Raw genomic sequence first — 15464 nt, forward strand, 5'->3', positions numbered from 1 at the left:
CCAGATCACAGCCGCGGAGCTTACTGTCGATTGCCATATTGAAGAGCGCAAGATCGCGATGGTTTTCGGCAAGCTCGAGGCGAACTCGGATCGCCCAGACGTGCTTTGGTTTCAGAGGGCGTTTTTGACCGACGATGCGACCTTTGTTCCAAGCGGGGCGAAGAGCACGAATGGCAGGTAAATTTGGGGTTTCCATGGCTGATCCTCCGATCCGCCATGCCCACCCACAACGACAACCCGACGTTGACACGATACAATACCACAGGATGCTGCGTGCCGCTCGAATGACAGTGAAACGCAGAAAGCAGACATTGATGCTGGTAGCGACGGCCCAAAGCCGACATCCGCCTCGGTCCTCCAAGGCGCCGCCGCACCAATCACAAGCAAATTCAGTGTTCCACTCAATCTTACAGCATGCGGATAATCCCGCTGTTTGGCTACTTTCTCGCCAAATCGCGTGCAGCCCCCTTAATCCGAGACCGGAGGGCCTTCTTGGAGCCCACCTAAAAGACTGACCAATTTGTCGCTTGCGAGAGCATTGAAGCAGCGCGTGTTCCGGCATGCGAATTACCATAGCTATTCAGCCCTGGTGACCACAAAGCGATAGACGCAACTTTTGGTGCGACTACAAGCAAACCACCACCAACGCTACTCTTGCCTGGCAGACCTACCCGATACGCAAAATCACCTGAACCATCGTAGTGCCCGCAAGTCATCATCAGCGCGTTCACTCGGCGGGCATGATGTTGCGAGATAACGCGAGGCGCCTCGTCCAACCCAGCGAGAACACGGCCAGCCATCGCCAACTGTTTGGTTGTCATTTCGATGGCGCATTGATGAAAATAAACCCCAAGTGTGAGTTCCGGTGAATTGAACAGGTTCCCGTGGGATTTGAGGTAATGCGCAAGCGCAAAGTTTCTGGATCCCGTCTCCTGTTCGGACGCTGCTACCTTGTGATTAATGTGAATTTCGTCTGATCCGGCCATTTGCCGAACGAGTCCGATTATTTGGGCAAGCGCTATTTTTGGTTCTCGACCCGACAATAGAGCATCAGTGGTGACGATTGCGCCAGCGTTGATGAATGGGTTTCGTGGCCGACCTTTTTCTCTTTCCAGAAGTACAACGGAGTCAAAGGTGGCGCCGGACGGCTCTCTGCCGACCCTATTCCAAAGCTGATCCCCCACGCGTCCAAGCGCGGCCACAAGTGTAAAGACCTTTGATACACTCTGAATTGAAAACGGCGTGTCAGCTGAACCTGCGCTGAACATACTGCCATCGTTCAAACACACGCTTATCGCGAATTGCCTTGGGTCAACTTCGGCAAGTTCGGGAATGTATCGGGCGGTTTGCCCCCACTCGTCTTGCCTGAAAATCTCTGCGGCAATTTCATGCAACATTCTGTTCATTTAGATCTCCACGCTACAGCTACACCGCATGCCAAAATTCACCTGCGATTTGGAACACTGAGCCTGTTCTCTGTAGTAAGAGAAGAACCTCGCCAACGATTGGCGAGGTTCCAGTTTGTTTAGAATTTCTGTCTTGTCGGCGAACACCAATTCGTCACGCAGCTAGACAAAATCAGTCTTTCACTTTCCCGGTCCATGCCGTGCGATCAAGGTCAAGATCAGGAAAATCATCCGGATTCAGAACCGGGCGTTCCACACCTGCTGCAAGCTGCTTTCGGAAGTCTTGCAGAATGCGGAGGCATGTCGGGAGTAGCATCATGATCACAACGAGGTTGACTAGTGCTAGCAGACCCATCGCCGGATCAGAGAAAGCGAACACTGATGTTGCACCCGGCGCCGTCGCCCCAAGGAATACGATGCCCATAATGGCGACGCGCAGAACGTTGATTGCCATCGGGTGTTTTGTAATCACGGTCAGCGCGTTTTCGCCCAGATAGTAGTTGTAGATGATTGAACTGAACGCAAACAGCAGGATGATGAAGGTCAGGAAATACTGGGTCCACTCGCCCAGGTGGCTTACCAGAGACTGCTGGGTCAGAACCACCCCATCAATATCCGCACCGGGCTGATACACGTCGCTCAGCAAGATGACCAAAGCGGTACATGTACAGATAATGATCGTGTCGATGAAGACCGAAAACGACTGGGTGATGCCCTGACTGATCGGGTGGCGCACGTCAGCCGTTGCGGCCACGTTCGGCGCTGAACCCAGACCGGCTTCGTTCGAAAACAGACCGCGACGCAAACCGTTGGCAATGGCAGCACCCATGCCGCCGCCGACTGCTTCTTCCCAGCCAAAGGCGTTGGCAATTATGGAGACGAACACACCCGGTACGTCCGCAACGTTGATCAGGATGATCACAAACGCCATCAGAAGATAGGCGACCGCCATGACCGGAATAACCACATCCGCCACCTTAGCGATCCGATGAATACCACCGAAGACAACAAAGCCAGCGATCACCGTAAGCACTGCACCGGTGACAAAACGGCTAAGTCCAAGGCTTTCTTCTGCCGCACCGGCAACCGTGTTGCCCTGGAATGCATTGAAACCGATGGCAAATGACGCAATCAGGCAGATCGCGTAAACAATGGCCAGCCAACGGTACTGCTCACCTAGACCATGGATGATAGAGCGTGCAGGCCCACCGCGGAAATCGCCATTTTCCTGACGGCGCTTGTACAGCTGTGCCAGCGAGCATTCGACCAAGCTGGTAGCCATGCCGACAATCGCGATTGCCCACATCCAGAACACCGCGCCCGGACCACCAAGTGTAATGGCAACCGCAACCCCCGCGATGTTGCCACCACCCACGCGTCCGCCGACTGACACCAGCAACGCCTGCCGTGCCGAGATGGCATTTGGATCGGCGCTTTGGTTGTTTGAATACAGCACACGGAACATGCGCTTGAAGAACTTAAACTGAACGAACCCAGTTAGTAGAGTGATGAAGACGCCAAAGATGACAAGAATTGGTACGAGTGACCAACCCCATGTCAGGTCATTGATAGCGCCAAACAGGCTGTCGAATATTCCCATGATCCAGAGTTTCCCTGTTAGTGATGACGATGCGTCGTGGACAATGGGATGATCGCCCCACCGCATCAGGTCTGGTAGCACCGGGCCTGCGTTCGACTCAATTTGGTGAGGTGTTGCAACCAGTTGCAAAAAGGTCTTGCATGAGCGCCAGGTAGCGCCACATTATTGTCCGGTGTTGGCCGAAATATCTGGTGTTTTTGGGATTCGGCGATCCGAACAAGAAGGGGTAGTTCAGGTATGGCCGAGGATTTCCAACGGAACTTGCGGTTGCTGACCAACCATTTCAAGTCGGTGGCCGAGGTTTGTCGTCAGCTGGAAATAAACCGATCACAATTCAACAAATACCTCAACGGTGCCTCACGGCCTTCGCAACATGCCCTCGCGAAAATCTGCGACTTCTTTGGTGTAGAAGAAGGCGAAATATTACTGCCACACGATGATTTTGCAGAGCTGGTCCGGTTGCGTCGCGACGCCAATGTGGGTCCACTGGCCTATTCTGCTTATCTGGAACAACTGGCCAAGCGCTCTCGTAATGACCTGTCCCGGTATGATGGTTTCTATCACGAGTATTCCTATGCCATGACTTATCCGGGAATGATCTTGCGGACTCTGGTGCGACTGTCGACAGAAGGAGGTGTTACGCGTTACTCGCGCATCGAAAACATGGCGATCAAGGGCCGGGACAAGGCCCGTATGCATGGTCGCTATAACGGGCTGGCATTCTACCTAAACGACCGCATCTTTCAGGTCGATTTCGATGCCATCACGGGCGAAGAAATAAGTCAGACAATTCTATATCCCAATTTCAAGAACCGTCACAATCGGCTTCCCGGTCTGAAACTTGGCGTTTCGACCAGCAGTTCCAGAGAACCGCTTTGCGCGCGCGTACTCTATTGTTTTCTCGGAAAAGAAACCAACATTAAGGACGCTCTTAAGGCTTGTGCCGTCTTTGAACCCGATGATCCGGAAATTGACAAATCAATCGAACTGATGGTGCGAAACACAATGAACACCGACGACTCTCACTTTCGAGTAATGAGTGATTTGTAGGGTCAGTAAAACGATGTTGAGGAAAAAACTGGATTCGGTGCAGCTCGATATCTCGAGGTTTCATACTCAAGCCAAAGAACAAAATTTGCTGCCCAAGATTCTCCGGGATGCCCTAGTGACCCGTCTTTCGCTGCGACACGATTGCCGAAAAAATTTTTTCGAGCAAATAATGTGACATCTCCTCAATCGTCCCGCAGAATTAGATCTTTTGACCGTTATTCGGTTTTCACCTGAAAACCAAAACAGACCCGCCTGACGACGGGTCTGTGTTTCGGCCGAACGATGTATTGGGAGGAACATCGATTGGCCGTAGCGGTCTCGCCAGAGGTTCAAATAAAATGCTCTTTGAAGCGATCAATGCAGCAACGGAAACCGTCTTCGAAATTTCCGTTACCGGGGTGGTAGACACTTTCGAATGATATCACCCCATCATAGGCGTCGGTTTTCAAAGCATCCGCCATCGGCTGAAACTGATCGGCCAGTTGGCCTTCGCCCATTTGTTTGACCGTCAATGTTGCGCGGGGCGTGTCGACTTGAACGTCCTTGATGTGGATGTGCCCGAGATAGTCATCTTTTACTTCGTCATACCCAGCAGGGAATGCCTGCTCATGACACCAGCAATTGTTGGCCGGGTCCCAAAGTACCTTCAACGTCTCCTTGGCATCCAGATCATCAATCAGCTTACGGGCGGTGTAATTCGAATTCACCATGGTCCCGTTGCCCGTTTCGACGACCAAAGTCACACCACCGTCCTTGGCAACGTCAATCGCAGGCGCGATCAGGGGCAGCATCGCGTCCCATGCGCCTTTGGCGACGTTCCATTTTTCTGCACCTCCGGACCCCCACAGAATCTGCTCTTTCTTCGGTGTCATAATGCGCACCAATGGGCTGCCGACCACATGTGCCATGTCGATCACGCGCTTCAAAGCATCCATATGCTTGCTGTGCAGGTCGTCCCCTGGTTTGTTCGCCCCGGTCATTCCCGCGAAGATGTGGCGCGACAGACAGGATACAGGCTTGCCCCGATCCCGAAGCAGCATATCAATTTCCCTGATCTCGTTAGCCGAGTGATCGCCGACCTCGGTATCGCCGACAAATTGCAGTTCGGCATATTCGAGATCAAACTCATCCATCACATCGACCGCATGTTTCAGGTCGCGACTGATGCCATCACATATAACGCCAAGTTTCATGTTCTTGTCCTTTCTCAGCGATGCAACTCAGCGCCGACAATGTCTTCGATCACGCGGGTGCAGGCCCAGTTGTCGCCATCGGGGAATTTGGTTTTGCCAGCATGGAAAATCTGCATGGCAGATGAAGCAGTGTGCATTGGAACGCCCAGCTCTTCGGCCAGATCCAGCGAGATGGTAAGGTCCTTGTGCATCGTACCGATGCCCGAGCCGGTGTTTTCGAATTTACGGTCGATGATGTTCTCCAGCGCAGTATTGGTGCATCCGCACCCCGCGCCAGAGGTCGAAAAGACCTTGAACAGGTTTTCGCCCTTCACGCCCGCCTTGGCGGCAAGAACCGACGCCTCAAATGTTGCCGAAAAGATTGAACCGATCAGAGTCTGCAGACATGCTTTTACGGTCTGACCTTGGCCGGGCCCGTCCCCTACGCGGTGAATAGTGGCCGAGACCGCCTCCATCACTGGTTGGAATTCGTCCAGTACGGCATCAGGGGCTGCGGCCATCATGGTGAGAGTGCCACCCTGCGCACCCGGAAAGCCGCCAGAGACAGGGCTGTCGATCAGGTGGATGCCCGAACCGACCATGGCCTCGCCAATCTCGCGGGCCTCACGCGGTTTGATCGTGGCGGTCAGAATGACCGCGCCGCCCTGCGCCATGTGACGGACCAGACCGTTTTCACCAAGAATGACAGCCTTGGCCTGATCGCCGTTCATGACCATGACATAGACTGCATCCGCGTTGGCCCCTACATCTGCAACACTTGCTGCAGGCGTTCCGCCCATTTCAGCCAGCGCCTTCAGGCGCGCTTCACTCAGATCAAACCCGGTGGTTTCGAACCCGTTTTTGATCAGGTTCTTCGCCAGCCCGCTGCCCATATCCCCTAATCCAATGACACCTGCACGTTGCATAATTGTCTTCCTAATGTGTCGTCCGGCCCGGCCGGAGTTGAGGTTTGGCGCCCCATCTTCCGAGGCGTCGATGTGTGCGGGGATTTCAGGCTTTGGCTGACCAAGGCCGGGCAGGTCCGGAAGACACCCCGCTGCCCAATTCCGTGTGGCTACGGACCCATGACCGCGTCCGGTATCCAAAGGACCAGTTGCGGGAAGATCGCGATCAAAATCAGCACCACCACATTTGCCAGCAGGAACGGCGCGGCACCGACGAAAATCTTTCCGATCGGCATACGGCAGATTGCAGCGCAGACATTCAGGCAATTTCCTACTGGCGGTGTGCATGCACCAACCGCGAGTCCCGAGACCATCACCACACCAAAATGCACACCAGACACGCCCAGCTTTTCAGCGACCGGCAACAAAACCGGTGTCAGTAATAGAATGGCGGGACTAACGTCGATGAACGTACCCGCCATCAGGATCAAAATGGCTGTCAGAACCATGAAGGCGACCGGGCCAAGTCCGAGGCCCGAAACGAAATCGGCCAGTTGATTGGGTACACGTTCCAGCGCCAGTACAGTGATGAACACCTGACTGAACGCGATGATCATCATGATCTTGGCCGACATGATGATGGCGTGGCGCATGGCTCCAGGCAGTTCTTTGAGAACGCCGAAGCCGACGATGAATAAGCCGATGATCAGGCCATATACTACCGCAGCTCCGGCAGTCTCGGTCGGGGTCACAAAGCCGAAGACCACCGAGCCCACGATCAGGATCGGCATCAGCGCCACGGCGGCAGAACGTCTGGTCTGCCGACCGGCTTCAGCCAATGTGAACGGTACGTCTTCGGTCGGGTAATCGTTCCTCTTGGCCAGCAACCAAACGACGATCAGCTGAAGTAAACCAACCATGATACCGGGAATGATCCCGCCCAGAAACAGGCGACCGATGCTCTCTTCGGCGGCGACGGCGTAGATAATCATGGGAACAGACGGCGGGATGATCATGCCCATAGTGGACGAGGCAACCGTGATCCCCGCTGCGAAACTCTTGGGGTAACCTCGTTTCTCCATCTCAGGTATCAGCACGGACCCAATTGAAGCGGTATCCGAGGCGGAAGAGCCCGAGATGCCGCCAAAGATCATCGAGCCCACGACGTTGACCAACCCCAGCCCGCCTTTCAACCGGCCGACGAAGAACATGGACAGGTCCAGCAGGCGCCGCGTGATGCCTCCGGAATTCATCACCAAGCCCATCAGGATGAAGAAGGGCAGTGAAACCAGCGGATAATTATTGATGCCGGAGAAGAAACGCTGAACAACGAAACCGGTCGCTGTGGGGGCCTCGATCAGGAAATACGCCAGTGACGCCAGCCCCAGAGAATAGGCAATTGGAACTCCGCAGACCAACAATATTCCAAGCGTGGCAAACAGGATCAACATGTCAGTCCTCCGGCATCCAGAGAACATCGATGGAATCCCGACCGCCCAGAGTCAGAACCACACGAACAAAGCAATAGAACACGGCAATCGAACAGGAGATCGGAACAATGATGAACACATAAGACTGAGGCATCCCGAAGGGTTGCCACATGTTTTTCCCAGGCCCTGCGATCCAATCGATGGACAGCCAGACCAAAGCCGCGTTCATCACTCCCACGAGGACTAGCCCTGCCACGTAGAAGGCCATTTTGACGTAGTAGGGCATCATGTCGATGAAGAATGTGATCGCGATATGCTCGCGCTTAGTAATCGCGACTGCACCGCCCAAGGCCGAGGTGCAAAGAAACGCGATCTTGACCTGTTCGTCGACGCCGTAGATCGCCATGTCAAAGGGGCGCATCAGGACTTTGGTGACGACAATCACCAGAAACACCCCGAACAGCACGACCATCAGCGCTTCGATAACGCGCGTCAGTACACGGTCAATTGCAGAGAGCGTATCCATAAACCGGTTCCGTTAAGAAGGGAATCCGGGCGCAGGGTAAGAGCGCCCGGAATTGCCGTTTCAGATTAGCCGCAGGACGCCGCTGCAGCACGGGCAGCGTCGATATCATCCATCGTGAAATGACCTGCGTCGATCATTTGTTGATAGACCGGCGCAACGGCTTCCTGGAAACCCGCCAGGGCTTCGGGCGTCAGTTCGTTGATCTCCATGTGCTTACCGAGTTCGCCGACGATGTTCGTTTCAGCATCGCGATACAGCTTGTCCGACATCGCCATCGCTTCGACCGCAACCTCGTCAAAGGTGGCTTGAAGGTCTTCGGGCAGACCATCATACCACGCCTTGTTGACGATCAGAGGATCGGGGCCGGTCATGTGGTTCGACAGGGTCAGATACTTTTGCACTTCGTGAATATTGAAGTCCCAGATATTTTGCGGTGGATTATGCTGCCCATCGATGACGCCCTGTTTGAACGCCTGATACGCCTCGGAAAACGGCATTGCGACCGGAACAGACCCGATGGCCGTGCCAGTGGCGATCATCAAATCAGATTGCGGTTCGCGAATGCGCAGACCTTGCAGATCGCCAACCGAGGTTATTGGCAGAACGTTGTTGGTATAGGCCCGGAACCCTTGGCTGATACCGGTGGCAGGGATGTGATATCCGTTCGCCTCGGCACGAGCCTGTACTCCCTTGGTGAAGTCCGAACCGACCAGACATTCCATCTCATCCCAATTCGCGACGAGGAACGGCAACTGGTACAGGTTGAATGCCCCGGACGCGTCGGCAAAGAAACCGCCACGCGTGCCCTGCAGCAAACCGGCCGTCACCTGATCCATCATTTCACGCTCATTACCAAGCGCCGCACCAAAGAAGTTCTCGACTTCGATGCGACCGTCCGTACGTTTTTCAAGTTCGGTCTTGAACCAGTCCATGGACTGCGAACGGATCGAGGTTTCTGGCTGCTCATTGCCATATTTAAAGGTGAAGTCCGCCGCCAGTGTTGTACTGGCCGTTATTATTAGGCCGGTAACCCCGGCCAGTAATTTAGCTGTGTAGGTCATGCTATCCTCCCTGAACGGGACTCGATCCCGTTGCATGACGCTGGGATAAGCCCCCTCACAATTCGGTGGCAAGAAAATTTGCATCAAATGACGGCAATGATGGTTTTTGATGTTCTTCAAAGATCGTTTGAGGATGATTTTGATCGAAAATGATGTTAGTAGGGGTCTATGAGCGATGAGGCTGTAATAATCCCAAAGAAGGCACGCGTCTCCGAGATTGCGAGGATTGCGGGGGTCGGTACCGCTACGGTTGACCGGGTTTTGAACAACAGATCAAACGTAAAGCCTGAGACCCGTCAGCGTGTATTGCAAGCCAAGCACGCGATCGAATCCGGCGCTCAATTAGACCAGCCTGCGCGACCCTGGCGGCTGAAGATATTTCTACCAGAGGAAGCCGGACCATCGACAGAATTTCTGGGCGACTGTTTCCAGAATGTTTTCACCAACGGCCGCGCCACTGTCGAGTGTGTCTTTTCCACGAAACTGGAACCATCTGTGTTGGCGCGAAAGCTGAGAGCCTGCGCCGGGCAGGGAATTGATGCAGTTGGCTTTCAGGCCTTGGATGATCCGCGGGTTCGCGATGCAGTTGAAGAGCTGCACGGTTTGAATATTCCCTGCATACCTGTCGTTTCCGATCTGATCAGCCCCGTTCTGGGCCAATTTGTCGGGACGGACAACATGGCCGCAGGACGAACAGCGGCATATTTTATGGGTCGGATGCTACGGCAATCCGGAACCGTCGGCGTGATTTCCGGCGAGCAACTATATCGCAACCATTCGGATCGAGAGATGGGGTTTCGGTCAGCCTTGCGAAGGGATTTCAGCCACCTCCGCGTTGTGGGTGCCTATATCGGCCACGATGATGTGCAGGAAAATCGCGTGGTGGTGGGCCAGATGCTGGACGAACATCCTGGGCTGCTGGGCATTTATAACGTCGGCGGTGGCAACGAAGGCATTGTTGCGGCTCTGGCTGATCGCGATTTGACGGGAGAAATCATGCTGATCGGCCACAACCTTACGCCGAAGACGAGAAACTACCTGCTGGACGGATCAATGGATCTTGTCATCCATCAGAATATGCAACGGATCGCCGAACAAGCCGTACAAACCCTGATCGCGACACTGGAAAACCGCTCCCATCAGGCAGAGGTCGTTCCAGTTGAAGTCATCACCCGTGAAAACATCAACGGCGCCACTTTCGGCTGATGTTCACAAGTTTTCTGATGTGCAGAGATCGAAGGGAATAACCCCAACCTGTCCCTGAATTGGTTTTCCAGTCAGACACCGAGACATCATCTGAGTCACGCGATCAGCAACCTGATCCAGCGGATTGTTGATCACCAAATCGATGCTGCCATCGGCAAGCGCAGCTTCGGTAACCGGTGTCCGTTCATGGCAGATGTAGACAACTTCCCGCGATTGCCCTGCCTCGCGCAGCGCTTTCAATGCTCCGGTCACCCCGCCTCCGCAATGATAGATGCCGGAGAGGTCTTTGTTGGCCCGCAGCAATTCTGCTGTCGCTTCATATGCGACCGCGGCGTCATCCAGATACACCACAGAGTCTCGAAGCGGTTTCTGCGGTGCAAATTCGCGCATGTAGCTTCTGAAGCCGCTCTCAAGCGCTTCGTGCCCCAAATACCTGTGCGACCCGATAAGGATGGCAACCGCGCCTTCGGTTCGATCAAGACGCGCCATCGCCCAACCTGCCGTCCGCCCCGCCTTTCGACTGTCGATCCCGACATAGGCAGTAATGTGCGGCGAAGACAGGGGCGAGAGCAATGCAATGACAGGGACATCCGCGCTGGCGATTGCACGATTGATCTCCGGGTGATCAATCGCAACCAAGCCTATGGCGTCTACCTTGCCGCGCATTTCGTCAATCGCAGTTGCAAGCTCGGACGGCGACAGGCTTTCTACATACCGGACCACAACATTTGCCCGGATACTGCGCAACTGCTCTGCTTTTTGCTGCAACTCGATTGCCAATTCGCGATAAAACCACTTGCTTTCCTTTTGAAGAATAAAGCCCAGCCGTTTTGCTGGAGCCATCTCCTCAACCCGGCGCCGCAACAAACCTGCCGAGCGATACCCCAACGCTTCTGCCGCTGAAAGAACCCGCGCAGATGTCGCCGCAGTAACCGGCGCGCGCGCATTCAGAACGCGGTCTACTGTTGCGACGCCTACCCCCGCCTTTTCTGCGACGTCTTTGAGTGTGACACGGGCCATAGCACGCTCCATGATAAAACGTATCACCTATTTTACAGAATATTGTGAGAGAAATGATAGAAAATATCACGACAGGTTTGACGTTTCAGGCGCTCCTCGGTTCTGCTCGGCAACAGCAATGTAGAAAAGGAACCTGATGTGCTGAAGGACAATACCCTTCCTTGGCGGGATTATTCGCTGACGGGCCGGGACAGCGGTCCAAGCTTTGCACCTAAACAGTGGTATTCTACTCCAGTCCCCCGGAAACGGATGAAGGAACTGATGAAGCGCCGCGATGCTCCGGCCCTGATCGACTACGGGATCTGGCTGGGATTGGTGTTGGCAACCGGTGCTCTGGTCATTCTGACCTGGGGCAGGTGGTGGGCAGTGCCGTCTGTCATCCTCTACGGGGTGTTTTATGGATCCTGTGCCGACAGCCGTTGGCATGAATGCTGCCATGGAACTGTATTCAAAACGCCTTGGCTGAACACTGCAGCCTATCAGCTGGCCTCATTTATGTCGCTGAAAAACCCCTATCTTTGGCGGTGGAGCCATACACGCCATCACACGGACACGGTGATCGTCGGAAAAGACCCCGAGATTGCGTTTCCCCGGCCTCCGCATCCACTCAACATCCTATGGAACATGCTGCATCTGCAATCTGGCTGGAATGAATTGAAGAAGATGTTTCGGTTGTCGGCTGGTCGTTTGACCAAAGATCAGAAAACCTTCCTGATCGAAGCCGACCGTTCTAAGGCGTTCTTGGCGTCGCGTGTTCACCTCGCAATCCTCGCAATGACATTTGCTTTGGCAATGGTGCTGCAATCATGGCTGCCCATTGTGCTGATCGGCGGACCGACGTTTTATGGTTCGTGGCTGCATCACTTGCTGGCATCACTGCAGCATGCCGGGCTGGCAGAGGACGTCCCGGATCACCGATTGAACTCGCGAACCGTCTACATGAACCGGTTCTTCCGCTTCGTATATTCGAACATGAACTACCATGTCGAACACCACATGTATCCCATGGTTCCATTCTACAATCTCCCGGCCTTGCACGAAGAAATCAAAGGCGATTGCCCACCAACGTACGCGGGAACACTGACCGCGTTTCGCGAGATGCTCCCGGCCATTCTGATCCAGCGGCGCGATCCGTTCTACTTTGTCGACCGCAAGCCGTTGCTGCCCAAGGACGCTAACCCCAGCCCAGAATACACTCGACCAACAGCCATAGCGGCCGAGTGACCCACTCCCCGGAATACAGGAAAGCCCATGACGAACTGGACCCGCGCCTGCGCTTGCGATGACATCGAAACTGAAGATCTAATCCGTTACGACAATGGCGATCGTACCTTTACCATCTACCGAAGCCCGGAGGACGAATTTTACTGCACCGACGGCCTGTGCACCCATGAAGAAGTGCATCTGGAAGACGGTCTGGTGATCGATCATCTGATCGAATGCCCCTTGCACAACGGCCAATTCGACTATCGCACCGGCGAGGCAAAGCGCTCACCGGTCTGTGTGAACCTGAAAACCTATCCCGTCAAGGTCGAAGGCGGAGATGTTTTTATCGATATCGGGTGATGCCATGAAACGGATCTACGACTGGGACGCGAAGTTCTCAGTTAGAAACTACACCGCGTCCGACCTGCGTGCGCTGAAGGGTATACGCAAGCTGGTTCAGACAACGGCGAATACAACCGAAGAGGCAGCAGCCGCGAAAGATGCCGGAATTGACTTGATCATGGGCAATGCCCACAACACGTCCACCGTGCGTCAAGGCGCGCCTGAATTGTTCTTCACCGCTGCACTCGGTCTCCCGGGCTTTGCAACCGAAAGTGACGTGCTGACCGCCGCGTTTGCGGCCATGAAGGATGGTGCCGACAGCATCTACACGGCAAGAGGGCCGCACATTGTTGAACTTTTAGCGCGCGAAGATATCCCCGTGATGTGTCATCTTGGCCTGGTTCCTCGCAAATCCACTTGGCGGGGCGGCCTGCGTGCCGTTGGCAAAACTGCGGACGAGGCTATCGCGCTTTGGAATGCGTTCCGCACAATGGAAGATGCCGGAGCCTTTTCGGTAGAGGCTGAAGTTATCTGTGACCGAGTAATGGCTGAGATTTCCGCCCGCACATCTCTGATAACGTCCTCACTCGGATCGGGCCCCAGTGCAGACATTATCTACCTATTTCAGAATGACGTATGCGGGGAGCAACCCGAAAGCCCGCGCCATGCGCGTGCCTTTGGCGATCTCAATTCACTGTATGAACAGATAAATCACCACCGCCGAGTCGCACTTTCGGCGTTCAGAGAATCTGTTGAAGAGGAGCAATTTCCAGGCCCATACGAGTGCGCAACAATCTCGGACGCGGAGTTTGAAAGTTTTACTACACGACTAAAATAATCTATTTGGCTAAGGAAAGTTGCACCCAGAACCACATTTTGAGAACCGGAATTATCACCCAACGATGATCGATGTACGTTGGTCCCCATTCACGACGGGTAGCAAAGAATTTTGTAATCGCAGTGCAAGTACCTTTCCCGCCCGACCAGCAGGGCGTTGGCGTCGCAACCCGCCAGCAGCTGTCGTTCGAGCAACCGCAGCGAATTCGGACTTTGTCCGCACTCCCGACCTCAGGTCACGCAATTATCTCGCGGGCGCAGCGAATGGCCGGTTCGGTGAGACCGCACTGCGGCGTTGTTTGACACGATGAATGGCTGGTAAGGGCCGTCACTATCCGAGCGTAGGTTTGCCGTGCCTACGTGCTAGCACTGCTCCAAGGACCGCACCGAGCTCATTTTGCTCAAGCGACGCCGTACAGCGAATGTCTGGTTGTCTATGCGCGGCCGCACTGAGCGCAAAGCCCAGTTGTGAGATCAAAGTGTGAGGTCCCAGGTTTCTTGCACGCTCTCACTACCAAAGTGATACCCGGAAACGCGCTCTGTCAAAGTGAATCCGAATCTAGCGTAGAGCGCGCGCGCGACTACCTGTGTCTCGTGGGTCATTAACGTCACGCGTTTGAACCCTGACGCACGCGCGTGATTCAGACAGATCGTCAGTAAACGCTTGCCCAAGCCCATTCCGCGGGCCTCGGGTTCCAGAAAGAATAATCGCAGTTTCGCAACGCCGGGTTCTTCTGTATTCATGCAAAAAATTGATCCCAGCCGCATCTCGCCGATATGAGCAATAAAGGCGCGGTTTCCATCAATGCCTTGGACCGGCAAAAAAGCCGCCAGGATTTGCATGACGAGCATTTCCATGCGGTAATCAAATTCATAATCCGTGTAATAGGTCTCGGCGTGCCGATTGACGACCCATCCGGCGTCGCCTGGGGTCAATTCGCGAAACTCGACTGGACCCGGCAGGTCAAATGATCTCACCGCCTGCTCCAAAGCCCGGGCGACGCGCCCTGCATCTGCCCCATCCAATCGCTTGTGGACCTCAAGCGCCATCCGGTCGACAAGCTCGCTAAACTTCTGGTGCCCAGATTCAGTAAGATGAAGTTCCTTTTGCCGTGCATCATGTTCAGAAGGTTTTCTTAGAATCCATCCGGATCGCTCAAAGTTCTTCAGGATACGACTGACATAGCCTTCGTCGAGGTCCAGGGCATTGGCGATCAACCGGGCAGTTGAGCCATTTTGCACTCCGATCTCATAGAAAACCCGCAGTTCTGTGAGGTTCATTCCACTACCGCCGTAGTCGGGGGAGAACAAACCCATCCTCTGTGTGTAGAACCGATTGAAGGCGCGAATTGTCGAGATGTGATCCATATTGCAATCCCATTTACTTGACAAATTCAAGTAATATGGAGTTGCTTGATTTTGTCAAGTAAAAGTGCGGAATGCTGTAGCGCCAACGTAAAGACTGCGTCCCTACATTCTCAATGGCTAAAATCGCGTGTGGGCCAAATTCAAAACTAGTGTTGGTCTAATAAGGTCCGGAAAGGGCCGTCTACGCGTTCAGCTGACGGCGGGGTAGGGGCCTGTGCTGCAACGGCACCGATGTCCGGAATGAGCCCATATCGGATGAGGTGGATGGCTCCTGCTCCACCGGCATCGAACGTGCCAAAGTGCAGTTGTTATCGACTGCTGGGAAAGGAGCCACC

The 15464-nt window shown here is 54.4% G+C and carries 14 protein-coding genes and 1 pseudogene; 5 read left to right on the forward strand and 10 right to left on the reverse strand.

The genetic code is table 11. The features are described 5' to 3' along the window. From ACR0LX_RS22415 to ACR0LX_RS22425, 3 genes and pseudogenes are all read right to left on the reverse strand, one after another. Nucleotides 1–196, reverse strand: a pseudogene (locus ACR0LX_RS22415) (integrase); the annotation flags it as partial. A 307-nt stretch (nucleotides 197–503) separates the two neighbouring features. Further along, on the reverse strand, nucleotides 504–1406 hold the full coding sequence (locus tag ACR0LX_RS22420) for a glutaminase (RefSeq protein ID WP_480785550.1): 903 nt from the start codon (nucleotides 1404–1406) through the stop codon (nucleotides 504–506). Between the two features lie 172 nt (nucleotides 1407–1578). Continuing rightward, nucleotides 1579–3006, reverse strand: a complete 1428-nt coding sequence (locus ACR0LX_RS22425; RefSeq protein WP_480785551.1) for an alanine/glycine:cation symporter family protein — start codon at nucleotides 3004–3006, stop codon at nucleotides 1579–1581. A 237-nt stretch (nucleotides 3007–3243) separates the two neighbouring features. Between ACR0LX_RS22425 and ACR0LX_RS22430 the strand changes: the two genes are divergently transcribed. Next, entirely contained in the window at nucleotides 3244–4056 is an 813-nt protein-coding gene (locus tag ACR0LX_RS22430; protein WP_480785552.1) for a helix-turn-helix domain-containing protein, read from the forward strand. A 329-nt stretch (nucleotides 4057–4385) separates the two neighbouring features. Here ACR0LX_RS22430 and ACR0LX_RS22435 read toward each other — a convergent pair whose 3' ends face one another. The 5 genes from ACR0LX_RS22435 to ACR0LX_RS22455 all read right to left on the reverse strand — a co-directional run bounded on the left by ACR0LX_RS22435 (nucleotide 4386) and on the right by ACR0LX_RS22455 (nucleotide 9150). Beyond that, entirely contained in the window at nucleotides 4386–5249 is an 864-nt protein-coding gene (locus ACR0LX_RS22435; protein ID WP_480785553.1) for a sugar phosphate isomerase/epimerase family protein, read from the reverse strand. A 14-nt stretch (nucleotides 5250–5263) separates the two neighbouring features. Continuing rightward, nucleotides 5264–6154: an NAD(P)-dependent oxidoreductase gene (locus tag ACR0LX_RS22440; RefSeq protein ID WP_170410384.1), complete on the reverse strand. Its 891-nt coding sequence runs from the start codon at nucleotides 6152–6154 to the stop codon at nucleotides 5264–5266. Nucleotides 6155–6303: 149 nt separating this feature from the next. Beyond that, a complete protein-coding gene (locus ACR0LX_RS22445) occupies nucleotides 6304–7584 on the reverse strand; it encodes a TRAP transporter large permease (protein WP_480785554.1) in 1281 nt (426 codons plus the stop codon). A gap of 1 nt (nucleotide 7585) precedes the next feature. Beyond that, the gene (locus ACR0LX_RS22450; protein WP_480785555.1) at nucleotides 7586–8089 is read right to left on the reverse strand and encodes a TRAP transporter small permease; all 504 of its coding nucleotides are present in this window, start codon (nucleotides 8087–8089) and stop codon (nucleotides 7586–7588) included. A gap of 65 nt (nucleotides 8090–8154) precedes the next feature. Then, a complete protein-coding gene (locus ACR0LX_RS22455; protein ID WP_480785556.1) occupies nucleotides 8155–9150 on the reverse strand; it encodes a TRAP transporter substrate-binding protein in 996 nt (331 codons plus the stop codon). Between the two features lie 168 nt (nucleotides 9151–9318). Between ACR0LX_RS22455 and ACR0LX_RS22460 the strand changes: the two genes are divergently transcribed. Then, nucleotides 9319–10356: a LacI family DNA-binding transcriptional regulator gene (locus ACR0LX_RS22460; RefSeq protein ID WP_480785557.1), complete on the forward strand. Its 1038-nt coding sequence runs from the start codon at nucleotides 9319–9321 to the stop codon at nucleotides 10354–10356. Nucleotides 10357–10359: 3 nt separating this feature from the next. On the opposite strand, the gene ACR0LX_RS22465 is transcribed toward ACR0LX_RS22460, so the two are convergent. Continuing rightward, nucleotides 10360–11376, reverse strand: a complete 1017-nt coding sequence (locus tag ACR0LX_RS22465; protein ID WP_480785558.1) for a LacI family DNA-binding transcriptional regulator — start codon at nucleotides 11374–11376, stop codon at nucleotides 10360–10362. A gap of 261 nt (nucleotides 11377–11637) precedes the next feature. Between ACR0LX_RS22465 and ACR0LX_RS22470 the strand changes: the two genes are divergently transcribed. Genes ACR0LX_RS22470 through ACR0LX_RS22480 form a run of 3 tightly spaced genes read left to right on the forward strand, consistent with a single transcriptional unit; the run spans nucleotide 11638 to nucleotide 13762 of the window. Further along, a complete protein-coding gene (locus tag ACR0LX_RS22470; protein ID WP_480785559.1) occupies nucleotides 11638–12600 on the forward strand; it encodes a fatty acid desaturase in 963 nt (320 codons plus the stop codon). Nucleotides 12601–12627: 27 nt separating this feature from the next. After that, the gene (locus ACR0LX_RS22475; protein ID WP_480785560.1) at nucleotides 12628–12942 is read left to right on the forward strand and encodes a MocE family 2Fe-2S type ferredoxin; all 315 of its coding nucleotides are present in this window, start codon (nucleotides 12628–12630) and stop codon (nucleotides 12940–12942) included. A gap of 4 nt (nucleotides 12943–12946) precedes the next feature. After that, nucleotides 12947–13762 (forward strand): 3-methyl-2-oxobutanoate hydroxymethyltransferase, encoded by an 816-nt coding sequence (locus ACR0LX_RS22480; protein WP_480785561.1) that lies wholly within the window; start codon nucleotides 12947–12949, stop codon nucleotides 13760–13762. A 473-nt stretch (nucleotides 13763–14235) separates the two neighbouring features. On the opposite strand, the gene ACR0LX_RS22485 is transcribed toward ACR0LX_RS22480, so the two are convergent. Next, nucleotides 14236–15129, reverse strand: coding sequence for a bifunctional helix-turn-helix transcriptional regulator/GNAT family N-acetyltransferase (locus ACR0LX_RS22485; RefSeq protein WP_480785562.1), 894 nt, complete (start codon nucleotides 15127–15129; stop codon nucleotides 14236–14238). Nucleotides 15130–15464: the final 335 nt, after the last annotated feature.

This window comes from Ruegeria sp. CH11 (assembly GCF_056537105.1).

Excerpts from the sequence above, each read along its gene's own strand:
- ACR0LX_RS22420 (WP_480785550.1), bottom strand. The coding sequence starts at position 1,406 with ATGAACAGAATGTTGCATGAAATTGCCGCAGAGATTTTCAGGCAAGAC.
- ACR0LX_RS22425 (WP_480785551.1), bottom strand. The coding sequence starts at position 3,006 with ATGGGAATATTCGACAGCCTGTTTGGCGCTATCAATGACCTGACATGG.
- ACR0LX_RS22430 (WP_480785552.1), top strand. The coding sequence starts at position 3,244 with ATGGCCGAGGATTTCCAACGGAACTTGCGGTTGCTGACCAACCATTTC.
- ACR0LX_RS22435 (WP_480785553.1), bottom strand. The coding sequence starts at position 5,249 with ATGAAACTTGGCGTTATATGTGATGGCATCAGTCGCGACCTGAAACAT.
- ACR0LX_RS22440 (WP_170410384.1), bottom strand. The coding sequence starts at position 6,154 with ATGCAACGTGCAGGTGTCATTGGATTAGGGGATATGGGCAGCGGGCTG.
- ACR0LX_RS22445 (WP_480785554.1), bottom strand. The coding sequence starts at position 7,584 with ATGTTGATCCTGTTTGCCACGCTTGGAATATTGTTGGTCTGCGGAGTT.
- ACR0LX_RS22450 (WP_480785555.1), bottom strand. The coding sequence starts at position 8,089 with ATGGATACGCTCTCTGCAATTGACCGTGTACTGACGCGCGTTATCGAA.
- ACR0LX_RS22455 (WP_480785556.1), bottom strand. The coding sequence starts at position 9,150 with ATGACCTACACAGCTAAATTACTGGCCGGGGTTACCGGCCTAATAATA.
- ACR0LX_RS22460 (WP_480785557.1), top strand. The coding sequence starts at position 9,319 with ATGAGCGATGAGGCTGTAATAATCCCAAAGAAGGCACGCGTCTCCGAG.
- ACR0LX_RS22465 (WP_480785558.1), bottom strand. The coding sequence starts at position 11,376 with ATGGCCCGTGTCACACTCAAAGACGTCGCAGAAAAGGCGGGGGTAGGC.
- ACR0LX_RS22470 (WP_480785559.1), top strand. The coding sequence starts at position 11,638 with ATGAAGCGCCGCGATGCTCCGGCCCTGATCGACTACGGGATCTGGCTG.
- ACR0LX_RS22475 (WP_480785560.1), top strand. The coding sequence starts at position 12,628 with ATGACGAACTGGACCCGCGCCTGCGCTTGCGATGACATCGAAACTGAA.
- ACR0LX_RS22480 (WP_480785561.1), top strand. The coding sequence starts at position 12,947 with ATGAAACGGATCTACGACTGGGACGCGAAGTTCTCAGTTAGAAACTAC.
- ACR0LX_RS22485 (WP_480785562.1), bottom strand. The coding sequence starts at position 15,129 with ATGGATCACATCTCGACAATTCGCGCCTTCAATCGGTTCTACACACAG.